The organism is Ralstonia sp. SA306 (genome assembly GCF_054792405.1).
Genome location: NZ_CP096452.1, coordinates 312,631 through 337,595, shown reverse-complemented (window position 1 = coordinate 337,595; position 24,965 = coordinate 312,631). Strand labels below are relative to the sequence as shown.

Genomic DNA, 24,965 nt, shown 5'->3' with positions numbered 1-24,965 from the left:
AAAAGAGGTTTCCTGATGCAAATCACTGGCATGTTGCATGGCGCACGCCTGCTCGAGTTCGCGGGCTTTCCCGCAACCGAGGTCCTCGGCCCCGATGCCAGCGAGGAAGCCATCCGGTCTCTGCTCGATCGCCACGGTCTCATCTTCATCAAACCGGTGTTCAAGGGCGGGATCGGCAAGAAAGGAAAAGCGGGACTGTTGGGGCGTGCCGCCGACCTGCGCACGGCGCTCGCCGAAAAGGAGCGTTTGTACTTTGCCGAGCACGCTGTCGGCAATGTGCGAGCGAAGGCCAACGGTGTGACCTTCGAGGCCGGCGTCCCGGCTGAGTACGAGGTCTACTTCTCGATCACCGATTCAACGCATTTCCGGGCGCCGACCATGACCCTCTCGCACATGGGCGGCATGGACATCGAGGAGATCGACAGGCGACACGTCGCCATGGTGCCGTTTGACCCGCTGACAGGGCTGAAGTCGTTTGTCGTTGCAAACGCGTTGGCCGAGATTGGCGCCCCCACCGAGATCATCTCGCCGCTGGTCCAGCAGTTGCCCAAGCTGTGGGAGCTCTTCCACAACTTCGGCATGACCACGCTGGAACTCAATCCGATCCGCATGCGCGCCGACGCAGGCGGCCGTCTCACGCCCATCGCCTGCGACTTCAAGTGCGGATTCGATCGCGATGATCCGCGCTGGCTGCGCCTGCAACTGCCCACGCATCTATTCGCGGCGGATTACTCCGACTTCGAGCAGGAGATCAACCTGCTGCGCACCCATCAGGGGCAAAGCGATGTCTATGTCATCAACGACAAGGGCACGGTGCTCGCGCCAACCTTTGGCGGCGGAGCCAATTCGCTGGTCACCGAGATGCTGGGCGATAGCGCCATCATCAGTTCCGACTTCGGTGGCAATCCACCCTACGAGAAGATGAAAGAGGTGGCACGCATCTGCTTCAAGCACTGGCTCAGCCAGAGCAACGTGCTATTCATCATCGGCGGAAAAAGCAACAACACCGACATCTTCGAGACCCTGCGCGCGATGGCAGACGCGCTGCGCGAACACTTCAGCACGCAAGGGGCGACCCCGCTCTATGTGGTCCTGGGGCGGGGTGGACCGAATCTGGTGCGCGGCATGGGCGCGCTGCGCGATACCTGCGATGCGCTCGGCCTGCCCTACCGCCTGTTTGGCTACGACTCCGACATCAGCGAGGTGATCCAGTACGCCAAACAGGTCGACCAATGGATGCGCGCCGGCGGGCGGGGACAGATCGCGCAGCGCCTTGGCATTCGCGCCCCAAACATGACGCCGGCCTGATCGGAACCGACCATGCATAGCAGCCTCCATCGACCGGGCATCGGCCCCTTCAAGTACTACGTTGGCATCAGCTCCCTGGCGGAGATCGCCTCTCGTGAAGACCGGGTTTGCGTGCTCAATATCCTGGGTGGCGAATCGAAGGCGGTGACGCCCATCAGCCACGCATTCTCGGGCGGCAATGTGGTGTGCGGCACGGCCCCCGGCAAGGGCGGTGCCGTGTTGCCAACACCCATCGGTGACATCCCCGTCTACAACAACGTGCGTGACGCGCTGGCCGACGGCCATCGCTTCAACTGCGGCGTCGTCTATCTGCCGCCCTCGGCCGCACGCGATGGCGTGGCCGAGCTGGTCCGCGTGAACCCCGACCTCCGCAAGATTTTCATCATCACCGAGAAGATCGCCGTACGCGACGCGCGGGAAATCCGCGCCATGGGCCAGCAAAACGGCATCGACATCTTCGGTGCCAACGGCCTGGGCGTGGCCGATTCGTGGAACCAGGTTCGCATCGGCGGTGCACTCGGCGGTGACCAGCCCGGCCATTCGCTGCGGCCAGGCTCGATCGCGATCTTCTCCAACTCGGGCGGCTTTTCCACGACGATCGCGCAATACCTGCGCATGAGCGGGTGGGGCACCACGACCGTCGTTTCCAGCGGGAAGGACGTCTACATCCACTATGCCGCGCCCGAGTTTGCGTTCGCACTGGCCAACGATGCACGCAGCAAGGCGGCGGTGCTCTACTGCGAGCCCGGCGGCTACTATGAACTGGACGCGACCTTCACGAAACCGGTGGTCGCGTGCGTCGTGGGCCGATGGAAGAGCAAGCTCACCCGCGCCGTTGGGCACGCAGGTGCCATGGCCGGCGGCAATGACGATGCCCAGGCAAAGGAACGCTGGTTCATGGACAAGTTCGGTGTGGATGCGATCTTCACGCCGGATCATCCAGTCGTCTCGGCCAAGGGTGCGGTGGTGACCAACATCGCCCACATTCCCGCCGCGCTGACAGCGGTCATGCGCGCCAACGCGACGTTGCCGGACTTCCCGGCCGAAGGAAACTTGGCGCTCAAACCGTGGTTCGGCTCTGACGAGGGGCTGGACCTGCCCGACGCGCTGCGCCCGCCGGCGGTGCAGGCCCCCGCCCCCTACAACGAAGAGATTGCCCGGCTCAATACGCAGATCGGCTGCGTCACGCCACGCCAGTCGATGAAAGATGCCTCCGGGGCGTCGCAAATGGATCCGAAAACGCAGGTCAGCAGCCTGCACGGCACGAGCATGCTCGATGCCGCGACGCATCCCCTGGAATCCAACGTCGCACTGGCACTGGTGCATGACGTCGGCGGAGAGAACGACCTGAAGTTGATCGCCGCATCGATCGCCGCCTACGTCAACCTGCATGGCTCGCCGGCGCTTGCCGCAGCGCAAGCCAGCCGGGAAGCCGGCAACCCGCCGAACACAGTGCTTGCAGCGGCGGCCACCATCATCGGTCCAAGGTCCCAGCAAGCCGCTCGCCATGCGCTCGCGCTCATGCTGGAACGGTTCCACGCTGCAGGCCTGGGGATGGAATTCGGCGCCTCGCTCAGCGAAAGCTTCGATGTCGCAAGCATCGACGCCGGCAACCAAGCCGGGTTGACAGGCGATGCGCCGGACGCCAAAGCAGAAGCCCTAATTGCAGGCATTGAGGCACGCGGTGGCCGCTCGGTCTTCCTCCGCTGGCTCAAGAGCATGCCAGGGCATCCAACCGAGGCCGCCGTGTTGGCGGCGGTATCCGCGACGCTCGCCTGGGGCCCGCTTTCTCGCAAGCGCATCTCGCGAACAACGGCCCTGAGCTTCCCCTGGTGGCTGCAACTGTTCGGCACCTTGATCGGCGCCTCTGCCGACGCGGCGATGCACGCTCTGTTTCGCTTTGCCGGCATCGACGAGGCGACCTTGATCGGTTCACTGAGCCTCGGCGAAATCGCCTTCGCGGCACTGCTTGGCGAACAACCCACCGCAGAGGACCTGTTTTCCTTCGAGACACTGGTCGGGTTGTTGCTTACCAACGGACCGGGTGCCATCTCGGCACAGGGTGCAAAGGGCGCAGTATCCGCCGATGGACCAGAACAACCTGAACGGGTGCAATTGAACAAGGCACTCATCGGATTTCTCACGCATACAGGCTATGCACACGGCGGCAACGGCTATGAAGGCATTGCCTACTTGGTCGAGCAATTCAAGGACAGCGGCCTGCAAGACCCTGGCCGGCCCGACCATGGCGTCGACCTGCAAGCGCTGGCCGTCAAGGCAGTGAATCGCTATGCGGACTACAAGCATCAGAAGAAGGCACAAGGCAGCCTGGACATCGCCAAACTGCCCGGGGTCAACCATCCGGTGTTCAAGGACAAGCCAGTCAATCACGATCCACGCGAAGTCTTCATCGCCCAGTTGCTTGAGGTCCGCGATGAGACCAACGTGTTCCACCAGTTCTATCGACAACTCGTGCAGCAACTGTATGCGGCTGGCCTGTCGCGCAACGTCTACTGCGTCAATGTCGATGCGGTCATTGCGGCCTTGTTGCTGAAGATGCTCTGGAAACCGCTGCAGGCCGGAACCATCGGGGCGCAAGAACTGGAGACAGCGGCATTCACGATCTTCCTCTACCCCCGGATGCTGGGCTGCGCGGCGGAAATTGACGACCACTTGAATCGCGGCCGCAATATGGATACCCGGACACCGGCATCGGCTTGCGCTTTCGTAGCGTAGTGGGCCCAGCCAACCGCCCGCACGCTGCGCGACAGCGTTAAGAGGCAGCAAGGATGACCATGCAACCTGTATTCGCAATCCGGCGAACGGTTCACCGCGCTCGATTCGCGATTGCTCTTGGCGCCGCACTGATCGCGTCAGTCGCATCTGCCATGGCGATCGAGGCACAATCGGCGGTCGACACGCCATTGCCGCACTTCGCGCCCACCCCACTACAGGCCCCCGCAGGCGCGTCTTACCAGAATGCCGACGGTGTCATCCGGATCATCGGGTACAACGACATGCAAGGCATGCTTGCCAGGATCAATGCGCTCTTTCAGAGCTTCCATCCTGAGTTCAAGTTCGAGCTGATCCTCAAGGGGACCCGCACGGCGCCGGGCGCACTGGCACGCGGTGCATCCCTGCTTGCCCCCATGGGCGCCGAGTTCTCCGATGCGGAGCTGGCGGACTACGAGAAGCAGACCGGAACCACACCGGTCATGTTCAAGGTTGCCCATGATTCGCTCAATCCCGCTGCGTTGTCGGCGCCGTTGGCCATTTTCGTGGGCGCGCAGAATCCATTGCCCCGCATCAGCATGGAGCAGCTGCCCCGTGTGTTCGCGGTCTCGCAGCATGGCGTTGCTACGTGGGGTCAGTTGGGGTTGAGCGGCGAATGGGCTTCCCACCCCATCCATCTGTGCGGGCTTGCACCATCGACGGCGCTTGGCACGCTCATGCTGCATCGCCTGGGCGGCGGACCGTTCGCCGGCGGTTTTGTGGCCTTCCCGCAGTCCCGAGACGTTGTTGCATGCGTCGCTGCAGACCCGCTGGCCATCGGCTTTGCCGCCATCAACCGTGGTGTCTCCGGCGTCAGGGTGGTACCGCTGTCGGAACGTGAGGGGGATGCGCCATCCAGCGGAACGCGGGAGGACGTCATCGCCAACCGCTATCCGTTGGATCGCCATCTCTTGATCTACCTGCGCACCGATGCGCAGCAGAAAGTCGACCCCGTCGCCCGAGAATATCTACGCTTGATGCTGTCGTACGAGGGGCAGCAGGAGATCGCGAACGAGGGGCTCGGCTACCTGCCGCTGAATGCGCGCGAGTGCGCGGAAGAACTACAGCGCCTATCGGCCCTCGAGTGACATGCATGATGGCAAGCGATCAGCGCGTCACGCTGCGTAGAACCCCCGGGCTTCGCTACCTCGGCGCACTTCTCTTCGTGTTGTTCGGCTTCGCAGCCGAGGCGGCGTCGGGTCAAACCGGCAACGCAGTGCCATTGCCGGCGAAAGAGGCATTTCAGCCGCCCCTGGACGACGCACTGCCAACGTACCAGCCGTGTCTCCCTCAACCTCTGCAGGGCACCTTCGACGGAAGTGTGCCCGCCATCCTGCCGGATCTGACGAACCGCTGGATCGCGGCCTTCCAGGAGCGGCACCCGGGTGTGCACCTTCGCACGCCACCACCCTATCTGGCGCCACAAGGGCGGTTGAACCCGTCCCTACAGCGGTTCCTCGATGCGCAGAGCGACTTTGCCTTCGTCTCACGAGACCTCAGCCCTGCAGACACCTCCGCATACCTGCGCTCACACGGCATGGATGCCGTACCCATACCGGTCGTAGGCGGCTCCTGGCGCCACTTTGGTTTCATCGATGCGGTCGGCGTGATCGTCAATGCATCCAATCCTGTTCAAGCTCTGACGCTTGCCCAGCTGGACGCCGTGTTTTCCCAACGCCGATTGCGTGGCCACGATGCGGTTCACACCTGGGGCGATCTTGGCGTAGCAGGTTGGTCAGACAAGCCGGTGCACGTGGTAGGTGCTGCGGCATGGCTTGGCAAAGAGCCATCTGCACGGGCCATCTTTATGCAGGACGCCGTGCTCAGCGTCGGTCCCCTGAACGGCCAATGGCGGGACGACCTCCGCGCTGACGGCAAAGAGACCGATGTGCCGAATCAGGTCGCCGCAGATCCCTATGCAGTTGGCTTTACAGGACTGGGGCATCTCGCAGCCGGCGTGAAAGCGATCGCCATTGCGGAAGGCGGTGAAGCCATCGCGCCCTCTGATGAAAACGTGTCGCTTGGCCGATACCCGTTGGCCAGGGTTGGAACCATCCTGCTGTCGCGCAAGCCGGGGCAGCCGATTGCGCCTGCGCTGCGGGAGTTCGTGCGATTCATGTTGAGTCGTGAGGGACAGCAGATCGTTCTGGATCAGGGGATCATGCTGCCGCTGCGCGCCCGGCAAGTCGACATGACCAGACGGCAGCTGAGTGCATCCGGTGATGCACGTGGCTGCGAATAACCGGGGCGCTGGCTTAGACCGGTTTCGCACGCCACCAGGCGTCAAAGGAGCTGGTACCCCACACCACGCACCGTCTTGAAAAGCGGCTTGCCCGGTACTTCCAGCTTGGCACGCAGTCGGCTCATGTAGACGTCAAGCAGATTCGTATCCACATCGTAGTGTGCTGACCAGATCTTCTCCGAGATCAACGTGCGCGGCAGTATGCGCCCCTGGTTCTGCATGAACACTTCGAGCAGAGCGTACTCCCGGCTGGTCAGATCCACCGCCTTGCCGTTGAGTGTGACGGTATGACTGAGCAGATCCAGGCAGATGCCACCATGTTCAAGCACCACTTGTTTCACGGCGGAATGGCGACGGACCAACGAACGCACGCGCGCCAGCAACTCTTCGAGGCTGAACGGCTTAGCGAGGTAATCGTCAGCGCCAATGTCCAGACCCTTCACGCGATCTTGTACGCCGTCACGCGCGCTCAGAATCAACACCGGCTCCTGGAAGCCACCCTTGCGCCAGGTGCGAAGCAGATCGAGACCATCCCCATCCGGCAGCCCCAAATCGAGGATCACTACGTCGTAAGAGGACTCCACGATGGCATCGGTGGCAGCGGCGCACGTCCGGACCAACATGACGGTGTATGAGCACTCCGTCAGTCCTTGCTGAAGGAATCGGCCCAAGCGATCTTGATCCTCAACAATCAATGCCTTCATACGACGCCCCTGACACAAGACCATCCTTGCGATTCACACGCCGCACAAGCGTACGCAAAGCCACTCTTCAGGATGATGATTGCTTGGCGGGCAATTGCAATCCGGTTTGGTACTTAGAGAACGATTTGCACGCGGTTTTTTGGGGTCGCGCATGCACAAGGCACGGAACCTGCCTATGAAAGAGCTAAGTCTGGCAGCGCAAGCTTGCCAACTGGAATCAATCACACCATCAATCACCTGAACTTGCGGAGACCAGAACGATGCCCGTCAGCAGACCCCTCAACAAAACAGGTACCGCCCTGGCCAAGGTCCCCGAGGTCACGCTTGGGTTTTGGATCATCAAGATCGCAGCAACGACCCTTGGAGAAACCGGCGGCGATGCAGTCTCGATGTCCATGAACTTGGGCTACCTGCTCAGCACGGGCATCTTTGCGGTGATCTTCCTGGCACTGGTAATCGCGCAGATCAAGGCCAAGGCGTTCCACCCTTTCATCTACTGGACCACCATCATCGCCACCACCACGGTCGGCACCACGCTAGCCGATTTTGCGGACCGGTCGCTCGGCATCGGATACGCTGGTGGTTCGACCCTGCTGCTGCTTCTACTGCTGGGCTCACTCATGCTCTGGCATCGCACCCTCGGCTCCATCTCGGTCAGCACCGTCAGCACGCCAAAGGCGGAGGCGTTCTACTGGGTGACGATCATGTTCTCGCAGACGTTGGGGACAGCGCTGGGCGACTGGACCGCCGACTCGGCAGGCCTGGGGTACACGGGTGCCGCCATCGTATTCGGTGCGCTGCTGGCGTTGGTCGTGGTGGCCTACTACCGGACGAGCGTATCGCGCACGCTGCTGTTCTGGGCGGCGTTTATCCTGACCCGCCCGCTAGGCGCCGTGGTGGGTGACTTCCTGGATAAACCGCTGAGCGCGGGCGGCTTGGCACTCAGCCGCTATTCGGCTTCGGCCGCCCTTGTCGGATTTATCCTGGCCGCCGTCTTTCTGCTGCGGCAGAAGGCTGCCAGCACTGCACACTGAGCGGCGCTGCAATCGCACGGAGAATCGATGCGGGTAATGCTGGTGGAAGACGACCCCATGATCGGCGAGGCAGTTCAGGAGGCGTTAAAAGACGCCTCTTACGCTGTCGATTGGGTCAAGAACGGACAGACTGCGCTCACAACGCTGAGCTATCAACATTACGACCTCGTATTGCTCGATCTCGGCCTGCCGGGCAAGGATGGACTGCAGGTGCTCGCGGCCATTCGCAACGGCGGCAACCCCATTCCCCTGCTCGTCATCACTGCTCGCGACGGCCTGGATGACCGGCTTCGCGGTCTAGACGGCGGCGCGGACGACTACGTGCTCAAGCCGTTCGAGATGGCTGAACTCCTTGCCAGAATGCGCGCCGTGCAGCGACGCAAGAGCGGCAATGCGAGCCCCGTCCTGAGCAATGGCACATTGTCGCTCGACCCCAGCACGCGAGAAGCCGTGGTCAGCGGAGGCTCTCCGGTACAGCTTTCCAATCGCGAGTTTGCACTCTTGCAAGCCTTGCTCGTACGGCCGGGAGCGATTCTCTCCCGTAGTGAACTAGAGGATCGCATTTACGGCTGGGGAGAAGAAGTCGAAAGCAATGCAATCGAGTTTCTCATCCACACGCTACGGCGCAAGCTGGGAAAAGAGGTCATCAAGAACGTGAGGGGGGTGGGATGGATGGTCTCCAAAGGCGGCTGAACGAATCGGTTCAGCTCAAACTCTCCTTTGCGCTCGCTCTCGCAATCTTCGTCGTCGCACTCATTGCGGGGGGCTTCTCGTTTTGGTCCGCGCTGGACGAGGCGCACGAACTCCAAGACGATATGCTGCGCCAGGTTGCGGCGTTGATGGATCACCAACGGCTCTCGCCGGACTTCCTCAGCAACGAGACAACCACAAAGGGCGTCGATGAAGAGTCACGCGTCATCGTCCAACGATTGGGCGACGGCAATCAGGCATCGATCGCCGTAGATGAAGGCGGCGCCCTTCCCTTGGCGACATCCCTGCCGGAAGGCCTTCAAACGCTGAACGCGGGCGGAGAAATGTTTCGCGTGTTGGTGAAAACTACGTCCCGCAGCGAGCGAATCGCAGTCGCCCAGGAAGTCGGCTTCCGAGATGAAATCGCGCGAGGCAGTGCATTTCGTACCGTGATGCCGTTCCTTGTCCTGGTACCTGTCTTGCTGCTGGTTGTCGCTAACCTCGTGCGCCAGATGTTCCGACCGATTGCGGGGCTATCGAGCGAGATTGACCAGCGCGGCGAAAGGGATCTGCACCCCGTGGACGAAGAACATCTGCCAACCGAAGTGCGTCCGTTTGTGGTCGCAATCAACCGCATGCTCGCTCGCGTGTCGCAGTCGATGGAGGCACAACGGCGCTTCGTCGCGGACGCCGCGCACGAACTGCGATCACCTTTGACGGCCTTGTCACTACAGGCCGAACGACTTGCAGAAGCAGACATGTCCGCTGTCGGACGCGAACGGTTAGGGACTTTGCGCCAGGGCATCGAGCGAAGCCGGAATTTGCTGGGGCAACTGCTAAGTATGGCCAAAGCGCAATCGTCCGTGGAGCAGTTAAAGGCTCCCGTTTCCGTTCAGGCCGTCTATCGCCGGGTTCTGGAAGATCTCATACCGCTTGCCGAAGCCAAGCAGATCGATATTGGCGTCGAAGGCGCCCAGGACGCTCAGGTCTGGGCGAGTGAGGTGGACATGATCACCATGATCAGAAATCTGGTGGACAACGCCATCCGATTTACACCGGTGGGTGGCCGGGTCAACCTCTCGGTCAATCTGGAAGATCAGCGCGCCGTGCTATGTGTAGAGGACACGGGCCCAGGCATTCCGTTGAGCGAGCGCGAACTGGTCTTTTCGCCCTTCTATCGCACGTTAGGCAACAACCCGATGGGCTCTGGTCTGGGACTCGCCATCGTAAAGGCAGTAACGGATCGCATTGGTGCAGAGGTGCAGCTATCGTTCTCTGACCAAGTGAACCAGTCTGGTTTGAAGATTCTTGTCTTCATTCCGACCAGCGACTTCAACCGCGCGATATCGGATGCGGCTTCGATCAGATGAATGGAATTTCGAGAATCCATTTGATCGTCCAGCGGTCGGTCGCGCGGGTCAAGCCTCGGCCGACGCCGACGTTGAAGACAAACGGTTTGCGATCCACGTCGAATGCCAGAAAGACAGTGTGCTGCTGCTCGTGCAATGGGGCCATATGATTGATGCGGCCCAGCCCGGCGTAGTACTCCACCCCGGCACGCACGCCGGTCGCCACCGTACGGGCAATCTTGAACGCAGGCGCCACCTCAGGTGCGCCGCTGCGATCCGGCCCGCTCAGATTCCAATCGAGTACCGGGTTGACGGCCCATAGCCACTGCTCGTTCTGATACCCATAGATCGGACGCAGTTCCACCGCCTGCTGAGACTGTTCGAACCGCGAGGCCACATGGGCCAGCTCCACATTGAGGCCAGCAAACCGGCCAACGCCATTTTCCGGGCGCACGGGCATCCATTTCATGCGCAGCTTGGGGCCGGTGACGTAGTACGTGTTGTCCCGCGTGAGCGCGGTCGGGAGATACACCCCGAGTTCGAGCGACGGCGTCAATCCATAGGAGAACTCAGCGGTGGCACGCCAACCATGGGGTGTCGTGACCTCGCCGGGGTAAGACGGCTCCCCAATGCCGCTGGGGGTGGTGTTCAGATGCATCTCCAGGCCAAATTCGCCCGGCGCATTGATATCGCCGGTATACACCTGGATTTCGTCGGGAAGCGCGGCGCAGGCCGGCACAGCGACCAGCCCCAGCGCGACAGAAAGCCCAACGGTACGCACAACGCGTGACAACGGCATCGACCATGTCCTCGCTTTCTTTGCAGGGTGCATCAATCGTCAACGCAATGCTTTCAGCGCTTCGTCGACGAATACGTTGGTATAGGTCCGATCGACCTTCACGGGCGCGTAGGCGGCATTGGCCGCCGTCAGCACCTGCCACTCCTTGGTCGCGCCGTCTTCCGGCATGCGCCCATTGTTAGCGAACATCGGGATTTCCTCCTTTAACACCTTCAGATACGCGGCCCGGTCCTTGCCGCTGATCTCCGGCGGAATGACCGCCAGAATCTGCTCCGGCGTGTGCGTGTTGATGTACAGCAGCGTGCGCACAAACGCGCTGGCGAGATGCCGGGCAATCTCCGGATGCGCCTGCACGCGCGCGCTCGACATATAGATCGTGCTCGAAGGGAACAGCGCACCAAAATTCCGACGCGTTCCTTCAACGGTCGTCAAATCCGCAAACACGGTCGCTACACCTTTCGACTCATAGACGTCTCCGTCCGGCGTCGGCGCAACAACGAACTCTGCCCGCCCATCGCGCAGCGCCTCGATGTTTTTCTCTTTCCCGTCCGTTCCGAGCCGCGTGTAGTCATCAACGCCGTGTCCCCCCGCCAGCACCAGTGCGTTCGCCAGCGTGCTCTTCGATGAACCAGCGCCACCGGCAATAAAGCGTGCGCCCTTGAGATCGACTAGGCTCCGGTACTTCTCTTTCGCCTGATTCGCTACCAGCACCTTCGCGCCCGGCGTGACTCCCAACGTGACCACAGCCTCGGTATCGATGCCACGCGACTGATTGACCACGTTGTGGTGGTAGTAGGCCATCACCGCATCGATGCGGCCATCCTTCAGCATCTCGGCGGTCGATACGTCGTCACGGATGTTCATGACAGTCACGGTGGTTTTACCGTCGTTCAGATACCCAAGCCGCTCTGCCAGAACCACCGGAAAATTGCGGATGGCCTTGATCTCGTCAACAAGCAGAACAATCCGCTGCGACGCAGCCGGCGCGCCGGACTCAGCGGCAATGGTTTCGGCTCCCACGTGGGCAGCCGCTAGGCCCATAAGCAGACCAGTGGACACCAGGGCAAAGGCGAGCGCTTTCATTTGATGCTCCGTATGGGTCAGGTCAGTTGCCTATTGATGCGTCCCGATGCAATCAGCCACCACCACTTGCTGCTCGGTGCGTACGCTCTTCTTGCTGTCGCTGATGGCTTTCCATTCCGCGTTGCTCTTCAGGCGCTCTCGGACCTTGGTGACAACAGCCTCACGCGCACTCAACGCCGTTTCGTCCTTGTACTGCAGCACGACCATCGCGTTCCATGGTCGACCGGCCGGAAATCGACTCGTGTAGAGCGAGTATCCCGTCAGCACACCCTCTTCCATCCAGCCCTGGAACTGTGGAATGACATAGCCGTCTGCATATTTCTCGTATTCATCGGGAGAAACCAGGGTCTTGTATGGAATGACCACATACACAGCATGGGGCAACTTCGTGTCCAGTGCCCGCATTCGCTTAGTGTCGACGACCGTCGTCTGGATCGAGGTCGTTAATGCCACTGTCTTCTCAGAAAGGGCTGCGGGATGCGTGCGTTCAACCTCGCGCCAGCGATACAGGTCATCCGGCGTCGCAAACGTAAGCAGCACCATGGCATCCCAGTTTTCTGAATCGGCGTAGCGGTTGAATAGCACGTTGTACTGACTGATCCGCCGTTCGCGCCTCAATCGTTCCAACTCGTGTGCTGTCGACTGCTCCATCTCGTGACGCAATGCGGATCGATTCGCGGGCGTCGCTTGGTACGTAATGACCAGCGAAGCGCGCCCGGTGTCGGGCGGCTCGGCAGCGCTGGCAATACCTGCATAAAGTGATGTCGTTAGCGCGACAGCCATGGCGAACAGGCGGCCAAATGTTAGGAGCGTATGGGAGGGCATAGGCGTCTCGTCAAGATTGCGTCAGGGGATGATTCAAACGGCGCACCGAACCGGAATCGGCCGTTCAATTAAATGTCCAAAATCAGGAGATCGCTCTTCGCCCGAGAGCAGCACGGCGTGAAATGTTCGTTGCGCTCTCGCTGCACATCCGTCAACACGCAATCGCGATGTTCAACGTCACCGGCAAGCACGCGTGTCACGCAGGTACCGCAGATGCCGCTCTCGCACGATGTCGGAATCTTGATGCCGTGTTCGGCCAGGAGCGCGGTCACCGTCCTGTCTTGCGGAATCCGGTAGATCTCGCCGGTGCTCGCAAGCTGGACGTTGAATGCGCGGGCTTCCGCCAGTTGGTCCGTGTCCGACGCAAAGCGCTCGCAGTGCAGTTGCTGCTCAGGCCACCCGCGTCGACGCGCTGCAGACAGCACTGCGTGGATGAATCCGCTGGGGCCGCATACATACAGGTGCGTTCCCGCCGGTTGACTATCGAGCACGCATTCGATGTCGATACGCTGATCCACGGGTCCGTCGCTGAAATAGCATGTCACGCGCTGAGCGAAAGATGCCTGCGAAAGGCGCTGAAGGAACGCGGCACGCGATCGTGAACGCGCGCAGTAGTGCATTTCAAGGTCGGCACCACGTTGCGCGAGGCGTTCCGCCATGCTGAGAATCGGCGTAATGCCGATACCGCCCGCGAACAGCAATGATCGGGGCGCCGATTCATTGAGCGCAAATCGGTTGACCGGCATTCCGATCTCGAGCACGTCGCCCTCCTTTATGCGATCGTGCATGGCCATCGACCCACCGCGCGATGGGTCGGTGCGCAGCACCGCAATCAGGTAACGGTGCCTCTCCCACGGGTTGTTGCACAGAGAATACTGGCGCACCAAACTTTCATTGAGGTGCACGTCGATGTGCGCACCGGCTGAGAAGCGCGGCAGGTTCCTGCCCGTCGGGTGATTCAGTTCGAACGCGCACACCCCTTCAGTCTCGGTCGTCTTCCTCGCTACGCGCACCAGCAGACGCCCCTGGTTGGATGCCGACCGTCTCAGCCGGCGCAGATAATTGTGGGTGCCCGTGTAGGCCAGTATCGGAACACAAAGCGCACCAAACATCAGTAGGAGTTTCCCGAGCACGCCACCGACCAGACCGGTGTGCCATGACAACATCCAGAAATAGAGCTTGTGCCCAAGACTGCTCTGCGCGTATGGGGTAAACCGCAACACTTTCCCTGTGTACGCGTCCAAGAACAGCATCGTGCGCGCATTCGGATGGGGAGCATCTCGAGCGATCAGGTACATGTCCACCGGAGCGCTAGCCTGCTGCGGAATATGCAGCAGGGCGTCCTGCGGTTGTGGCGAGAGCCTCTGTGCGGTACGCCAGAAGCTTTCGAGCGGCAAGCGTGTAGCGCCGCTCGTGGGCACAGCCGATCTCGGAGGTTTTGCGGGTGCAGGCGACCCAACGATCGCATACACACCGTGTGCGTACCAATCGAACGCCTGTGGCAGACCGCTCAGCACCATTGACAGCAGAATCGTACTTGCACACACACCCGCAACCCGATGCAGGTGAAACGAAGACACGGTGCGCCCAGCGCCGGACCGAAGCGTGAATGCATGCCGCCAGCCGCTGCGCGTGCGCGGCCACCAGAGTACGAGGCCGCCTCCAATGAGTAGCAGGCAGAACAGGAGCGCGCTCGTGCCAGTAATAAGGCTGCCATTCTTCATGAATCGAAAGCGATGAATCTGCTCGATGGTGCCAAGCAGGCCACCATAGCGCGCGCGATCGCCCAACACCGCGCCGGTGCACGGATTCAGGTAGACAAAATGTTGGTCGGTGAAGCGAACCATCGCGGAAGGCATGCGAGGTGCTTCGGGGTTACCGGCAATCAGCCTGATGTAGTCGAACGTTGCGGATGGGCGTGAGGTCCCCGCATTGGCCACCAGCGTGTCCAGCGGCACGCGGTCCGTGCAGGTCGGCACCGTCAGCAGATCGCGACTAAGCATTGGCTCTAGCTCGGGTCGGTACACAATCGACACGCCCGTCACCGCGATCAGAAGGATCACGAACCCGATTGTTAAACCGGAGTAGCGATGGACTTGCAGAAGAAGAGAGCGGAAAGCGGGTTTCATGCGGCGGCTCAACCACGACCTGTCATTGCCGCTATTGTTTGAAGGCAAACCTGAACGGAAGCTGAATCCTGGCTGAAAGGCAGGGTAAGTCCTTGGGCGGCCGCACGTGTCTCGTGCTGCGCAAGCCCTAAGTTTGCAGATTCCGTAGCATCTTATCGCCAGGTAGAGCGATTCCTTGCCTCGGCGGCAACCCGATACGACGGGCTTGAACGAATCGCTAAACCGATAGACCTAATGCGCTTCCAGACAGAAGCGACGTCCGGCGGAACGCATCAAGCCGCAATCTAAACCTTGCCACAGATCACTTTCGTGGTGCAGAAAGTTTGCTCGGCCTAAGCGGAGCGACGGCCAGGGGATCAAAGCTCCGCGCCCCCCGGCAGCGAGGAGATTGTCGATGTGGTCAACCAATTCCGCAGGGCCGCCCAAAACGCCGATGCGGCGGGCTTCGACAGCGTAGAAATTCATGGCAGTTCGGGATACTTGCTTGACCAATTCCTTCGGGATGGCTCGAACATCCGTACCGATCAATATGGTGGGTCAATTGCCAATCGCGCTCGCTTCCCGCTGGAGGTAGCGGCTGCGGTGGTCGACCTTCCGGGTGGCAACGCGTGGGCTATTGCATGGACCCAAGCATGACGCTTCATGCCATGGGCGATTCGACACCGGTCGAGACCTTTTCCTATCTCGCAGTGGAGCTCGACCGACTCGGAATAGCCGATCTCCATGTGACCAAAGGTGTTGCGCGACCCGATGCGCGGCCACCGGGCGTCGAGCGGGTGGCACCACATTTGCGCAAGGCGTTTTCACGCAGCTTGATCTTGAACGGCAGCTTTGATGCGGACAATGGAGACGCCGCCATCGCGAAAGGGGAAGCAGACCTAATTGCTTACTGGCATGGCATTCTGGCCCGCTGCCGCCACCCGCTCAACACCAGCGTCGTCGAAGGCGTCAACAACACCATCAAGGTCATCAAACGTCGGGCTTACGGGTACCGCGACGAGGAATACTTCTTCCTCAAGATCCGCGCCGCGTTCCCCGGTATTCCTCGATGAACCAATAAAAAGCCCACGAACTGGCGATGAACGCAAGTTCGGCGGCTGCATAGCCTTCCATATGTAGCACGGCAATGTTGCCGTGGGTTGCCAAAAAACCGATGACGGAAATTTAAGATTTGCTTGTCAAGTCGTCAAGTCGTCAAGTCGTCAAGAACATTGCTTTCGCTTAAGGGTAAAACCCTACAAGCCAATCATGAATCCCACACCGCCGCATCAATGGTTGTCATGACCAGAATCTCTTGCTAGAGATCGGCGACATCCATGTTTTCGCTCGATCTATTGGGAAGCGAGCACGGCTTCCCCACCGGCGGATGGACCGCCCACCTTTTGCGAAAGCGGATGTTGCAGTGCTTCCGCCAACTCCTCTGCCAAGGCGACGCAGGTCGGGCTAAGCGGTTCGGCATCCAAAGAGGCAATGCCAGAACGGAAGCGAATGACCGGATGGAAAGGCCGCATCGTGAACGACTCGGTATCGCAGCAGTTGGCAAGCAGCCGGTTGACGATCGTCACCCCAATCCCGCGCGAGGCCATTGAGCATGCCACGCCGATCGAATGCACCTCCGCCACGATCTGGGGCGTGATATGGGCGCGCCGGAACACCATATCCACCTCGTGACGTAGCTGGCTACGGCCCCACAGCAGCACCAGCGGCACGCCGTCGAGATCGCGCGTGCTGACCGACTCCAAGGTGGCCAACGGATGATTCTTCGCCATGACGCAGACGGACTCGCCCTCGAATTCGTGGCGCACCCGGAAGCCGGGCAACCCCATCGGCAAGCGCACTAGAGCCAGGTCAACCTCGCGGCTCAGCAGTGCGCGCTCCGACTGATCGTACGTGCCGGAGAACACCTCCAGCACCGCATCATCGTGCTTGGCGTAGAACCGTTCGATCACCGTGGGCAGCAGATGCTGTGCGATCGTATTCGGCACCATGATGCGCACCAGCTTGCGCCGCATACCCCCAAGCTGCAATTGCCGCGCATGGCGCTCCAGGCATTTAGCCGCCTGGACGATCGTCTCCGCCTCCTGCACCAGTGCGGTGCCTTCGCGCGTTGGCGTCAGGCGCCCTTGCTCGCGTACGAAAAGATTCAGCCCCAGATGCGCCTCCAACTGGGCCAGCAGGCGGCTGACTGCCGATTGAGAGATGCCCAAGCGCTGCGCCGCTGCGGTCGTTGTACTCAGGGTGGCAATGGCGACAAAAGCTTCCAGTTGCTTCAGGTTCATGGCAATCCTCGCATAACGCTATCTCAGATCTGCATAAGGTTGCAGGTTGCTTTTATCAGCCCAATGATTACGCACGTCCGGCAGTCGGGGAATCAGGGGCCCGTCGGTGCGGGTGGACATTCTCATCAGTTGAGGTCAGAGAGGCAATGATCGCATTCACCATACGGCGGCTCGTGCAGAGCATTGGCGTGCTGCTGTTCACATCGGTGCTGGTGTTCTTTGGGGTGTTTGCCATCGGAGATCCGATTCAGATCCTCGTGCCGGCAGACGCCAGCCCCGCCGAGATTGCCCAGGCAACCCACTCGCTCGGACTCGACCTACCGATGTGGCAGCAGTACCTCCACTTCATCGGCCACGCGTTGCATGGCGATCTTGGGCACTCGTTTGTGTTCAACCAGCCGTCGATCCAATTGATTCTCGAACGGCTGCCCGCCACGCTGGAACTGGCGCTCATCGCCCTAGTGCTGTCGCTGCTGGTCGGCGTGCCGCTCGGTCTGCTGGCCGGGCTCAAAGCGAATTCAGCGCTGGACCGCACCGTGATGACCGGATCCATCCTCGGCTTCAGCCTGCCGAATTTCTGGCAGGGCACGATGCTGGTGCTGATCTTCTCCGTCGCGCTCGGCTGGCTGCCTTCGGCGGGCCGCGGCGAACTCGGCACGGTGCTGGGCATCCACACCAGCCTGGCGACATGGGACGGCGTCACCCACCTGCTTCTGCCCGCGCTCAATCTCTCGCTGTTCAAGATGTCGCTCGTGACGCGACTGACCCGCGCCGGCGTGCGTGAAACGCTGCCGCTCGACTACGTGAAGTTCGCCCGCGCCAAAGGGCTGCGAGAGCACCGCGTGATCTTCGTGCATGTGCTCAAGAACATCATGATCCCGATCGTGACCGTGGTCGGAATGGAGTTCGGCTCATTGATCGCCTTCGCCACGGTGACCGAATCGATCTTTGCCTGGCCAGGCGTCGGCAAGCTGATCATCGACAGCATCATGAAGCTCGACCGGCCGGTCGTGGTCGCCTACCTGCTGATCGTCGTCACGATGTTTACCGTGCTCAACCTCCTGGTCGACATCATCTACTCGGTGCTGGATCCGCGCGTTCGCCTGGAGGCCGCATGAAAGCCACCTTCCCGTTTGTCCGATCGGCCACGCCATCCTGGTGGCCCGAGGGCAACAGTACGTTGGGCATCGTGCTGCGCAGCATGTTCGGGCGGCCCATGGTCGCCCTGGCGACGCTAATCTGCCTCGCACTCGTTGCCGTCGCGGTCTTCGCTCCATGGCTTGCGCAACAGAATCCCTATGACCTAGCGGCGCTGAACATCGTCGACGGCCGGCTCGCCCCCGGCATGCGCGGCGCAACCGGGCACCTGTACCTGCTCGGCAGCGACGCCCTGGGACGCGACATGCTCGCCGCCATGATGTACGGCTTGCGCACAAGCCTGGGCGTTGGCCTGACAAGCGGGCTGTTCGCGATGGCGCTGGGCACGACGCTGGGGCTGATCGCCGCATACTTCGGCGGCCATATCGACTCGCTCATCATGCGCGCCGTCGACGTCATGCTGGGCTTTCCCACCATTCTCGTCGCGCTGATGATGCTCGCCATTCTCGGACAGGGCGTCGATAAGGTTGTCCTGGCGCTCGTGGTCGTGCAATGGGCCTACTTCGCGCGGACAGTGCGTGCCGTGGCCAGCGTCGAACGCCGCAAGGAATATATGGAGGCCGCGCTGTGCCTGGGCTTCAGCCACCGGCGCGCACTCTTCAGCCAACTGCTGCCGAATTGCTTGCCGCCGGTCATTGTCATCGGGCTAGTGCAGGTCGCGGCGGCCATCTCTGCCGAAGCGACGCTCAGCTTCCTTGGCATTGGCTTGCCGGCCACGCAACCTTCGTTGGGGCTGCTGATTGCAAACGGCTATCAGCAACTCATCGCGGGTTACTACTGGATCAGCGTCTTTCCGGGGCTTCTACTGCTGTCGCTGGTGTTCAGCATGAACATCGTCGGTGACAGCGTGCGCGAAGCGCTCAACCCTCGTCTGCAGAAGTAGGACACGCCATGCTTACGCCAACCCTGTCCGTGCAGCATCTACGCACGCACTTCTTTACCGATGCCGGTGTCGCCAAAGCGGTCGACGACGTCAGCTTCGACATCCGCCCCGGCGAGATCGTCGGCCTGGTCGGCGAATCCGGTTCCGGCAAATCAATCACCGGGTTCTCGATCCTGGGACTGATCGATGCGCCGGGCCGCATCGTCGGCGGGCGCGTGCTGTTCAAGGGCACCGACCTGACCCAGCTCACCCCCGAAGCTCTACGTCAACTACGGGGCAACCGGATCGCCATGATCTTTCAGGATCCGATGATGACCCTGAATCCGGTACTGCGTATCGACACCCAGATGATCGAAGCGGTACGTGCACACGCCAACGTGTCACGGGCAGCGGCGCGCGAACGCGCCCGCCATGCGCTCACGGCGGTGGGCATCCCCTCGCCTGATGAGCGGCTGTCGGTCTACCCACATCAGTTGTCGGGGGGCATGCGGCAGCGCGTGGCCATTGCCATTGCCATGCTGCATGAGCCGGAGCTGATCATCGCCGACGAACCCACCACGGCGCTCGACGTAACGATCCAGGCGCAGATCCTGGCTGAGATGCAGAAACTCTGCGCACGCTCCAATACCGCGATGGTGTGGGTGAGCCACGATCTGGCCGTCGTGGCGGGACTGGCTGACCGCATCTGCGTGATGTACGCAGGCCGCGTGGTCGAGACGGGCGACATCGACACGATTCTCACGCGCGCGCGCCACCCTTACACGATCGGGCTGCTCGGCTCGGTGCCGGAAAACGTACGGCGCGGCGAGCCATTGCATCAGATTCCCGGCATCGCACCGTCCGCGCTGAAACTGCCCGCAGGCTGCGCCTTCGCGCCCCGGTGCCGCCATGCCACCGACATCTGCCTGACCCAGGAACCCACTGTGCAAGGCAGCGAGACCCACGCGTTCCGCTGCTTCCATCCGCGCAGCGTTCATCCGCATAACCCGCGCGCAGGAGCCCAAGCATGAACGCGCCCCGCATGGACGCCCTCCTCATGGACGCCCCCCAGGCCGCGCCGCTGATCGTCGCCGAACATGTTTCACGCCGATTCGTCCGTCGCCTCAATTACGCCGAGAAGATAGCCGGTTGGTTGGGCGCGAAGGTCTCGGAACAAACCGTGCATGCCGTGGATCAGGTGAGCCTGACCATCCGCCGCGGCGAAGTCGTCGGCCTGGTGGGCGAGTCCGGCTGTGGGAAGTCGACGCTCGGTCGCATGCTGGCCGGCATCGTGCCGCCGTCCGAAGGACGGATTCAGACGTATGAAGCCGATTCGACACCGTCGACAAACCAGCCAATGCTTCACCGGCTCGCGACACAGATGGTGTTCCAGGACCCACTGTCGTCGCTGAACCCGCGCAAGCGCGTGCGCGACATCATTGGCGAAGCACCGCTCGTGCACGGCATCGTTGCACGCCGGCATCTCGACGACTACGTCGTGGAAGTGATGCAGCGCGTCGGCCTCAATCCGGACTTTCGTCAGCGCTTTCCACACCAGTTCTCCGGTGGTCAGCGGCAGCGCATCGGCATTGGCCGGGCGCTCGCGGTCAAGCCCGATTTTCTGATCTGCGACGAGTCGATCGCCGCCCTCGATGTTTCGATTCAAGCGCAGATCATCAACCTCTTCATGCAACTGCGGAAGGACTTGGGGCTGACCTATCTGTTCATCAGCCACGATCTTGGTGTCGTCGAACACATCAGCGACCGCGTCGCTGTCATGTACCTCGGCCGCATCGTGGAGACGGCACCGACGGAAACGCTGTTTGGGAACCCGGAGCATCCGTACACCATCGCGCTGCTCGATCAGGTGCCGCGCCTGTCGAACCGCAAACGGCGTTTTGAATCGATCAAGGGCGAGATTCCCTCACCGCTTTCGCCGCCGGAGGGGTGTCACTTCCATCCGCGCTGCCCGCATGCCATGCCGCGCTGCCGGGTGGAACGTCCGGTACTGCGCGCGACCGGCAAGGCGCATCTGACGGCCTGTCACTTGGTGCAGGAGGCGCAATGAAGCGAATCGCTTTCCTGCTGTGCACATGGGCGTGCTTGACTGCACTCGGCGGCAATGCGGCGCAGGCCCGCACGCTCACGATGGCCGTCACGTCCGAGCCGTCGTCTATGGATCCGCTGTTCTCGCGCACAGCCAACAACATCCAATCGGCAGAGAACGTCTTCGAGCGGCTGGTTTCGCAGGACGACAACCTGCAGATCCATCCCGGCCTGGCGGTGTCGTGGCGGGCAATCGACCCCATGACGTGGGAGTTCGCGCTACGCCCAGGCGTCCGGTTCCAGGACGGTTCGCCGTTCACCTCGGCAGACGTCGCCTTCTCGCTGCAGCGTGCTCGCAATGTGCCGAACAGCCCCGCGCCGTTCAGCGGCGCGGTGGCCAACATCGTGCGCATTGAGACGCCGACACCGCTCACCGTGCGCATCCGCACGGTCACACCATCACCGGCACTCGTCGAGCAGGTCGGCATGGTCTACATCGTGTCGCAACATGCGGCAACCGGCCATTCAAGCAGCGACTACAGCTCACCGGCCGTCGCAGTCGGTACGGGCCCGTACCGCTTGAAGCGCTGGATTCCCGGCGATCGCGTGGAGTTGATACGCAACGACTTCTACTGGGGTGCGCGACCACCGTTCGACACCTGCACGATCCGCTATGTCTCAAACGATGCGTCTCGGCTGTCGTTGTTGCTCTCGGGTGCGGTGGACCTGATCGACAACGTGCCGCCCATCACACTGGACCGGCTGCGCCGCGCACCTGGCGTCACACTTGTATCGTCGGCATCGGCACGCCTCATCTATCTGGCGCTCGATTCGTCGCGGGAGAACTCGCCCTTCATCAGCGACGCGCATGGCGACCCGATCGCCTCGAACCCATTGCGCGACAGGCGCGTGCGACTGGCCATCTCGATGATGATTGACCGCGGGGCCATCACACAGCATCTGCTGCCTGGTGCCGGCATGCCCGCCGGTCAGCTCGTGCCCGAAGGCCTCGGCGGTTACGACCCGCGCCTGCACCCGCAACGCTACGATCCGGCGGGTGCACGCAAGCTGCTCGCTCAGGCAGGCTACCCCGGCGGATTCGGGTTGACTTTGCATTCGTCCAATGACCGCTTTGCCGGCGACAGCGACCTCGGGCAGGCGCTCGGCTCAATGCTTGCGCGTGGCGGCATCACGATCAGGAACGTCGTGACACAGCCCTACAACGTCTATGCGGGCGCCGCGGCCAAACGCAGCTACAGCGCATTCATCTTCAGTTTCGGCAATAGCACGAGCGACTCGGCCAACGGCCTCACCAATGTCATCGCGAGCTATGACCGGGACTTGGGTACGGGTGCTTTCAACCGCACGCGTTACTCGAACCCGGTGGTCGACAGACTCCTTGCGCAGGCTGCGCAGAGCTTCGATGCCCAGCAGCGCGACCGGCTGCTGCGGGAAGCCGCCTATGCGGGCTTCCAGGACGTCGCCATCGTGCCGCTCTACTTCCCCATCAACTACTGGGCCACCCGCAACGGCGTGGTGTTTCGGCCGAACAAGATGGAACGTACCTCCCTGCTCTTCACCGAACTCCAACGACCATGAAAGAACCCTCCAATTCCGGCGCCTGCACAGCAGCGTCGGAAGCCACTCCGACACTCGGCAACGTGATGGTGGCGATGCGCGACGGTGTGCGCCTTGCGACCGACGTGTACCTGCCGGACGGTTACCACATCGGCACCGATGCTCCGCTGCCCATCATTCTCGAACGTACGCCCTATGGCAAACGGGAAGTCTCGCGTTCCGAAGTGCATCACGGCCGTCCGCCTGCAAACCGGGCCGACATCGCCCGCTACTTCGCAGCGCGCGGTTACGCGGTCGTGATGCAAGACTGCCGGGGCCGCTACGACTCCGAAGGCGTCTTCACCAAATACATCTCCGAAGGGGAAGACGGCTTCGACGCGATGGCCTGGATGACACAGCAACCGTGGTCGAACGGCAAGATCGGCACCATGGGGCTCTCATACGCGGCGCACACCCAGTTGGCCGCCGCCTGCCTGAACCCGCCGGGACTCGCCTGCATGGTGATGGATTCCGGCGGCTTCTCGAATGGCTATCACTGCGGCATCCGCCAGGGCGGCGCGTTCGAGTTGAAGCAAGCCACTTGGGCATTCAATCGTGCACATACGAGCGGGCCCGCATTGCGCAGTCCCGTCGTGGCTGCCGCACTCGATGCGCAGGACCTGCGCGAATGGTTTGGCCGCATGCCGTGGCGTCCGGGGCATTCGCCACTCGCCGCCGTACCGGAATACGAAGCCTATCTGTTCGAGCAGTGGACCAAGGATGCCTTCGACGACTACTGGAAGCAGTCAGGTATCTACGCGCAAGGCTATTACGACACGATGACGCGCGTGCCGACCGTGATGATGTCGAGCTGGTACGACGCCTATGTCCGCAGCACGCTGGACAACTTCGCCGCGCTGTCCGACACGCCTGCGGCGCCGGCGTACCTGATCATGGGGCCGTGGCTGCACGGAGATCGCAACACGCCTTTCAGCGGCGACGTGGACTTCGGCCCCTCGGCGGTGATCGAAGGACAGATCGACAGCGATTGGCTCGCCTTCCGTGCGCGCTGGTTCGATCGGTGGTTGAAGCCGCAGTCGCCAGCCACCACGGTGGACCTGGCGGACCCGGTGGTGCGCATCTTTCTTATGGGTGGGGGTAGTGGCAGGCGCAACACCCAGGGACGCATGCAACACGGCGGCCGCTGGATCGAATCGCCTCAGTGGCCATTGCCGCAAACGCAGCGCACGCCGTACTACTGCCACGCAGACGGCACGCTGTCGACCGAGCGACCCGCAGAAACCGGCGCCGTCATTTCATACGCCTTCGACCCGTCGAACCCCGTGCCGACCATCGGTGGCGCACTCACATCGGGTGCGCCGGTATTCGAGGGCGGCGCGTTCGATCAACGGGAGACAGCACGGTTTTTTGGTGCAGACGACACCGGCATGCCGCTGGCCGCACGGCCCGACGTACTGGTATTCCAGACCCCGGTCCTGGAAGAAGACGTTGCCGTCATCGGGCCGATCGAGGTGAAGCTCTGGGTCGCCTCCGATGCACCGGATACAGACTTCACCGCCAAGCTGATCGATGTCTGCCCGCCCAATGACGACTATCCGCAGGGCTATGCGATGAACATCACCGACGGCATCTTCCGCTGCCGCTTCCACCGGTCGTGGTCCGAACCGGAAATGCTGGAACGGCACCGCATTTTCTCAATCACGATCGAGCCATTTGCGACGGCCAATCTGTTCAAGCAAGGGCACCGCATCCGGCTCGACATCTCGAGCAGCAACTTCCCGCATTTCGACGTCAACCCGAATAGCGGCGAGCCGCCTGCGCTCGCACGTGCGCCCCGCATCGCGCTCAACACAGTCCATGTGGGGGCGGACTTTGCGTCGCACGTCGTATTGCCGATTGTTCCAAACGCGTCGCTCGTCAGCTTGAGACCGCCCCCCACAACACAAGCCGCGACGAACTAGCGCGCCTTTCACATTTCCGTTTTGCCGATTTATGGGGCGCTTCGCCAGGCGAAGCACCCAGGGAGACGCTTTGTCTTCACGCTGACAGGTCGCTTGCGATCAACCGATTTTTCAATGGGATGTACGACACAAAAAGGGGAGCAATC

The 24,965-nt window shown here is 61.7% G+C and carries 20 protein-coding genes and 1 pseudogene; 15 read left to right on the top strand and 6 right to left on the bottom strand.

Translation table 11 applies throughout. From position 1 onward, the window contains the following. Positions 1 to 15: 15 nt before the first annotated feature. The 4 genes from M1D44_RS18075 to M1D44_RS18060 are packed head-to-tail and all read left to right on the top strand — an operon-like array spanning position 16 to position 6,322. A complete protein-coding gene (locus M1D44_RS18075) occupies positions 16 to 1,308 on the top strand; it encodes an ATP citrate lyase citrate-binding domain-containing protein (protein ID WP_439004650.1) in 1,293 nt (430 codons plus the stop codon). Positions 1,309 to 1,320: 12 nt separating this feature from the next. Then, positions 1,321 to 4,044 carry a CoA-binding protein gene (locus M1D44_RS18070; RefSeq protein WP_439004649.1) on the top strand — a complete coding sequence of 908 codons (2,724 nt, stop codon included), beginning with the start codon at positions 1,321 to 1,323 and terminating at the stop codon, positions 4,042 to 4,044. A 53-nt stretch (positions 4,045 to 4,097) separates the two neighbouring features. Then, positions 4,098 to 5,168, top strand: coding sequence for a PstS family phosphate ABC transporter substrate-binding protein (locus M1D44_RS18065; protein ID WP_439004648.1), 1,071 nt, complete (start codon positions 4,098 to 4,100; stop codon positions 5,166 to 5,168). Between the two features lie 5 nt (positions 5,169 to 5,173). Then, on the top strand, positions 5,174 to 6,322 hold the full coding sequence (locus M1D44_RS18060; RefSeq protein ID WP_439004647.1) for a PstS family phosphate ABC transporter substrate-binding protein: 1,149 nt from the start codon (positions 5,174 to 5,176) through the stop codon (positions 6,320 to 6,322). 41 nt (positions 6,323 to 6,363) lie between these two features. Here the strand turns inward: M1D44_RS18060 and M1D44_RS18055 are convergent, their stop codons facing one another. Continuing rightward, the gene (locus M1D44_RS18055; RefSeq protein WP_439004646.1) at positions 6,364 to 7,026 is read right to left on the bottom strand and encodes a winged helix-turn-helix domain-containing protein; all 663 of its coding nucleotides are present in this window, start codon (positions 7,024 to 7,026) and stop codon (positions 6,364 to 6,366) included. 260 nt (positions 7,027 to 7,286) lie between these two features. Here M1D44_RS18055 and M1D44_RS18050 point away from each other — a divergent pair, with 260 nt between their 5' ends. From M1D44_RS18050 to M1D44_RS18040, 3 genes are read left to right on the top strand one after another with little or no spacing between them, the layout of a single operon-like run. Next, on the top strand, positions 7,287 to 8,060 hold the full coding sequence (locus tag M1D44_RS18050) for a COG4705 family protein (RefSeq protein ID WP_439004645.1): 774 nt from the start codon (positions 7,287 to 7,289) through the stop codon (positions 8,058 to 8,060). A gap of 27 nt (positions 8,061 to 8,087) precedes the next feature. After that, complete coding sequence (locus tag M1D44_RS18045) at positions 8,088 to 8,753, top strand: response regulator transcription factor (protein WP_439004644.1); 666 nt, start codon at positions 8,088 to 8,090, stop codon at positions 8,751 to 8,753. Then, on the top strand, positions 8,729 to 10,120 hold the full coding sequence (locus M1D44_RS18040; protein ID WP_439004643.1) for a sensor histidine kinase: 1,392 nt from the start codon (positions 8,729 to 8,731) through the stop codon (positions 10,118 to 10,120). The genes M1D44_RS18045 and M1D44_RS18040 overlap by 25 nt, the downstream gene beginning before the upstream one ends. On the opposite strand, the gene M1D44_RS18035 is transcribed toward M1D44_RS18040, so the two are convergent. The 4 genes from M1D44_RS18035 to M1D44_RS18020 form a co-directional block, all read right to left on the bottom strand. After that, positions 10,113 to 10,898 (bottom strand): hypothetical protein, encoded by a 786-nt coding sequence (locus M1D44_RS18035; protein ID WP_439004642.1) that lies wholly within the window; start codon positions 10,896 to 10,898, stop codon positions 10,113 to 10,115. The genes M1D44_RS18040 and M1D44_RS18035 overlap by 8 nt on opposite strands. 39 nt (positions 10,899 to 10,937) lie before the next feature. After that, positions 10,938 to 11,981: an ABC transporter substrate-binding protein gene (locus M1D44_RS18030; RefSeq protein WP_439004641.1), complete on the bottom strand. Its 1,044-nt coding sequence runs from the start codon at positions 11,979 to 11,981 to the stop codon at positions 10,938 to 10,940. Between the two features lie 30 nt (positions 11,982 to 12,011). Continuing rightward, the gene (locus M1D44_RS18025; protein ID WP_439004640.1) at positions 12,012 to 12,806 is read right to left on the bottom strand and encodes a hypothetical protein; all 795 of its coding nucleotides are present in this window, start codon (positions 12,804 to 12,806) and stop codon (positions 12,012 to 12,014) included. 68 nt (positions 12,807 to 12,874) lie between these two features. Continuing rightward, on the bottom strand, positions 12,875 to 14,935 hold the full coding sequence (locus M1D44_RS18020) for a PepSY domain-containing protein (protein ID WP_439004638.1): 2,061 nt from the start codon (positions 14,933 to 14,935) through the stop codon (positions 12,875 to 12,877). A 396-nt stretch (positions 14,936 to 15,331) separates the two neighbouring features. On the opposite strand from M1D44_RS18020, the gene M1D44_RS18015 reads away from it, so the two are divergent. Both M1D44_RS18015 and M1D44_RS18010 read left to right on the top strand, forming a co-directional pair. Then, positions 15,332 to 15,571 carry an oxidoreductase gene (locus M1D44_RS18015; protein WP_461241621.1) on the top strand — a complete coding sequence of 80 codons (240 nt, stop codon included), beginning with the start codon at positions 15,332 to 15,334 and terminating at the stop codon, positions 15,569 to 15,571. Positions 15,572 to 15,813: 242 nt separating this feature from the next. Beyond that, positions 15,814 to 15,987, top strand: a pseudogene (locus tag M1D44_RS18010) (transposase); the annotation flags it as partial. Between the two features lie 279 nt (positions 15,988 to 16,266). Here the strand turns inward: M1D44_RS18010 and M1D44_RS18005 are convergent. Then, entirely contained in the window at positions 16,267 to 17,214 is a 948-nt protein-coding gene (locus M1D44_RS18005) for a LysR family transcriptional regulator (protein WP_439004637.1), read from the bottom strand. 146 nt (positions 17,215 to 17,360) lie between these two features. Between M1D44_RS18005 and M1D44_RS18000 the strand changes: the two genes are divergently transcribed. The 6 genes from M1D44_RS18000 to M1D44_RS17975 are packed head-to-tail and all read left to right on the top strand — an operon-like array spanning position 17,361 to position 24,819. Further along, the gene (locus M1D44_RS18000; RefSeq protein WP_439004636.1) at positions 17,361 to 18,332 is read left to right on the top strand and encodes an ABC transporter permease; all 972 of its coding nucleotides are present in this window, start codon (positions 17,361 to 17,363) and stop codon (positions 18,330 to 18,332) included. Then, complete coding sequence (locus tag M1D44_RS17995) at positions 18,329 to 19,255, top strand: ABC transporter permease (protein ID WP_439004635.1); 927 nt, start codon at positions 18,329 to 18,331, stop codon at positions 19,253 to 19,255. The genes M1D44_RS18000 and M1D44_RS17995 overlap by 4 nt, the downstream gene beginning before the upstream one ends. Positions 19,256 to 19,263: 8 nt before the next feature. Next, positions 19,264 to 20,265, top strand: a complete 1,002-nt coding sequence (locus tag M1D44_RS17990; RefSeq protein ID WP_439004634.1) for an ABC transporter ATP-binding protein — start codon at positions 19,264 to 19,266, stop codon at positions 20,263 to 20,265. Continuing rightward, positions 20,262 to 21,302 (top strand): ABC transporter ATP-binding protein, encoded by a 1,041-nt coding sequence (locus M1D44_RS17985; RefSeq protein WP_439004633.1) that lies wholly within the window; start codon positions 20,262 to 20,264, stop codon positions 21,300 to 21,302. The genes M1D44_RS17990 and M1D44_RS17985 overlap by 4 nt, the downstream gene beginning before the upstream one ends. Continuing rightward, the gene (locus tag M1D44_RS17980; RefSeq protein WP_439004632.1) at positions 21,299 to 22,879 is read left to right on the top strand and encodes an ABC transporter substrate-binding protein; all 1,581 of its coding nucleotides are present in this window, start codon (positions 21,299 to 21,301) and stop codon (positions 22,877 to 22,879) included. Before M1D44_RS17985 ends, M1D44_RS17980 begins: the two co-directional genes overlap by 4 nt. Beyond that, entirely contained in the window at positions 22,876 to 24,819 is a 1,944-nt protein-coding gene (locus tag M1D44_RS17975) for a CocE/NonD family hydrolase (RefSeq protein WP_439004631.1), read from the top strand. The genes M1D44_RS17980 and M1D44_RS17975 overlap by 4 nt, the downstream gene beginning before the upstream one ends. The last annotated feature ends 146 nt before the right edge of the window (positions 24,820 to 24,965 follow it).

What these genes read in the sequence shown, in the direction of transcription:
- M1D44_RS18075 (WP_439004650.1), top strand. Translation starts at nt 16, where the DNA reads ATGCAAATCACTGGCATGTTGCATGGCGCACGCCTGCTCGAGTTCGCG.
- M1D44_RS18070 (WP_439004649.1), top strand. Translation starts at nt 1,321, where the DNA reads ATGCATAGCAGCCTCCATCGACCGGGCATCGGCCCCTTCAAGTACTAC.
- M1D44_RS18065 (WP_439004648.1), top strand. Translation starts at nt 4,098, where the DNA reads ATGACCATGCAACCTGTATTCGCAATCCGGCGAACGGTTCACCGCGCT.
- M1D44_RS18060 (WP_439004647.1), top strand. Translation starts at nt 5,174, where the DNA reads ATGATGGCAAGCGATCAGCGCGTCACGCTGCGTAGAACCCCCGGGCTT.
- M1D44_RS18055 (WP_439004646.1), bottom strand. Translation starts at nt 7,026, where the DNA reads ATGAAGGCATTGATTGTTGAGGATCAAGATCGCTTGGGCCGATTCCTT.
- M1D44_RS18050 (WP_439004645.1), top strand. Translation starts at nt 7,287, where the DNA reads ATGCCCGTCAGCAGACCCCTCAACAAAACAGGTACCGCCCTGGCCAAG.
- M1D44_RS18045 (WP_439004644.1), top strand. Translation starts at nt 8,088, where the DNA reads ATGCGGGTAATGCTGGTGGAAGACGACCCCATGATCGGCGAGGCAGTT.
- M1D44_RS18040 (WP_439004643.1), top strand. Translation starts at nt 8,729, where the DNA reads ATGGATGGTCTCCAAAGGCGGCTGAACGAATCGGTTCAGCTCAAACTC.
- M1D44_RS18035 (WP_439004642.1), bottom strand. Translation starts at nt 10,898, where the DNA reads ATGCCGTTGTCACGCGTTGTGCGTACCGTTGGGCTTTCTGTCGCGCTG.
- M1D44_RS18030 (WP_439004641.1), bottom strand. Translation starts at nt 11,981, where the DNA reads ATGAAAGCGCTCGCCTTTGCCCTGGTGTCCACTGGTCTGCTTATGGGC.
- M1D44_RS18025 (WP_439004640.1), bottom strand. Translation starts at nt 12,806, where the DNA reads ATGCCCTCCCATACGCTCCTAACATTTGGCCGCCTGTTCGCCATGGCT.
- M1D44_RS18020 (WP_439004638.1), bottom strand. Translation starts at nt 14,935, where the DNA reads ATGAAACCCGCTTTCCGCTCTCTTCTTCTGCAAGTCCATCGCTACTCC.
- M1D44_RS18005 (WP_439004637.1), bottom strand. Translation starts at nt 17,214, where the DNA reads ATGAACCTGAAGCAACTGGAAGCTTTTGTCGCCATTGCCACCCTGAGT.
- M1D44_RS18000 (WP_439004636.1), top strand. Translation starts at nt 17,361, where the DNA reads ATGATCGCATTCACCATACGGCGGCTCGTGCAGAGCATTGGCGTGCTG.
- M1D44_RS17995 (WP_439004635.1), top strand. Translation starts at nt 18,329, where the DNA reads ATGAAAGCCACCTTCCCGTTTGTCCGATCGGCCACGCCATCCTGGTGG.
- M1D44_RS17990 (WP_439004634.1), top strand. Translation starts at nt 19,264, where the DNA reads ATGCTTACGCCAACCCTGTCCGTGCAGCATCTACGCACGCACTTCTTT.
- M1D44_RS17985 (WP_439004633.1), top strand. Translation starts at nt 20,262, where the DNA reads ATGAACGCGCCCCGCATGGACGCCCTCCTCATGGACGCCCCCCAGGCC.
- M1D44_RS17980 (WP_439004632.1), top strand. Translation starts at nt 21,299, where the DNA reads ATGAAGCGAATCGCTTTCCTGCTGTGCACATGGGCGTGCTTGACTGCA.
- M1D44_RS17975 (WP_439004631.1), top strand. Translation starts at nt 22,876, where the DNA reads ATGAAAGAACCCTCCAATTCCGGCGCCTGCACAGCAGCGTCGGAAGCC.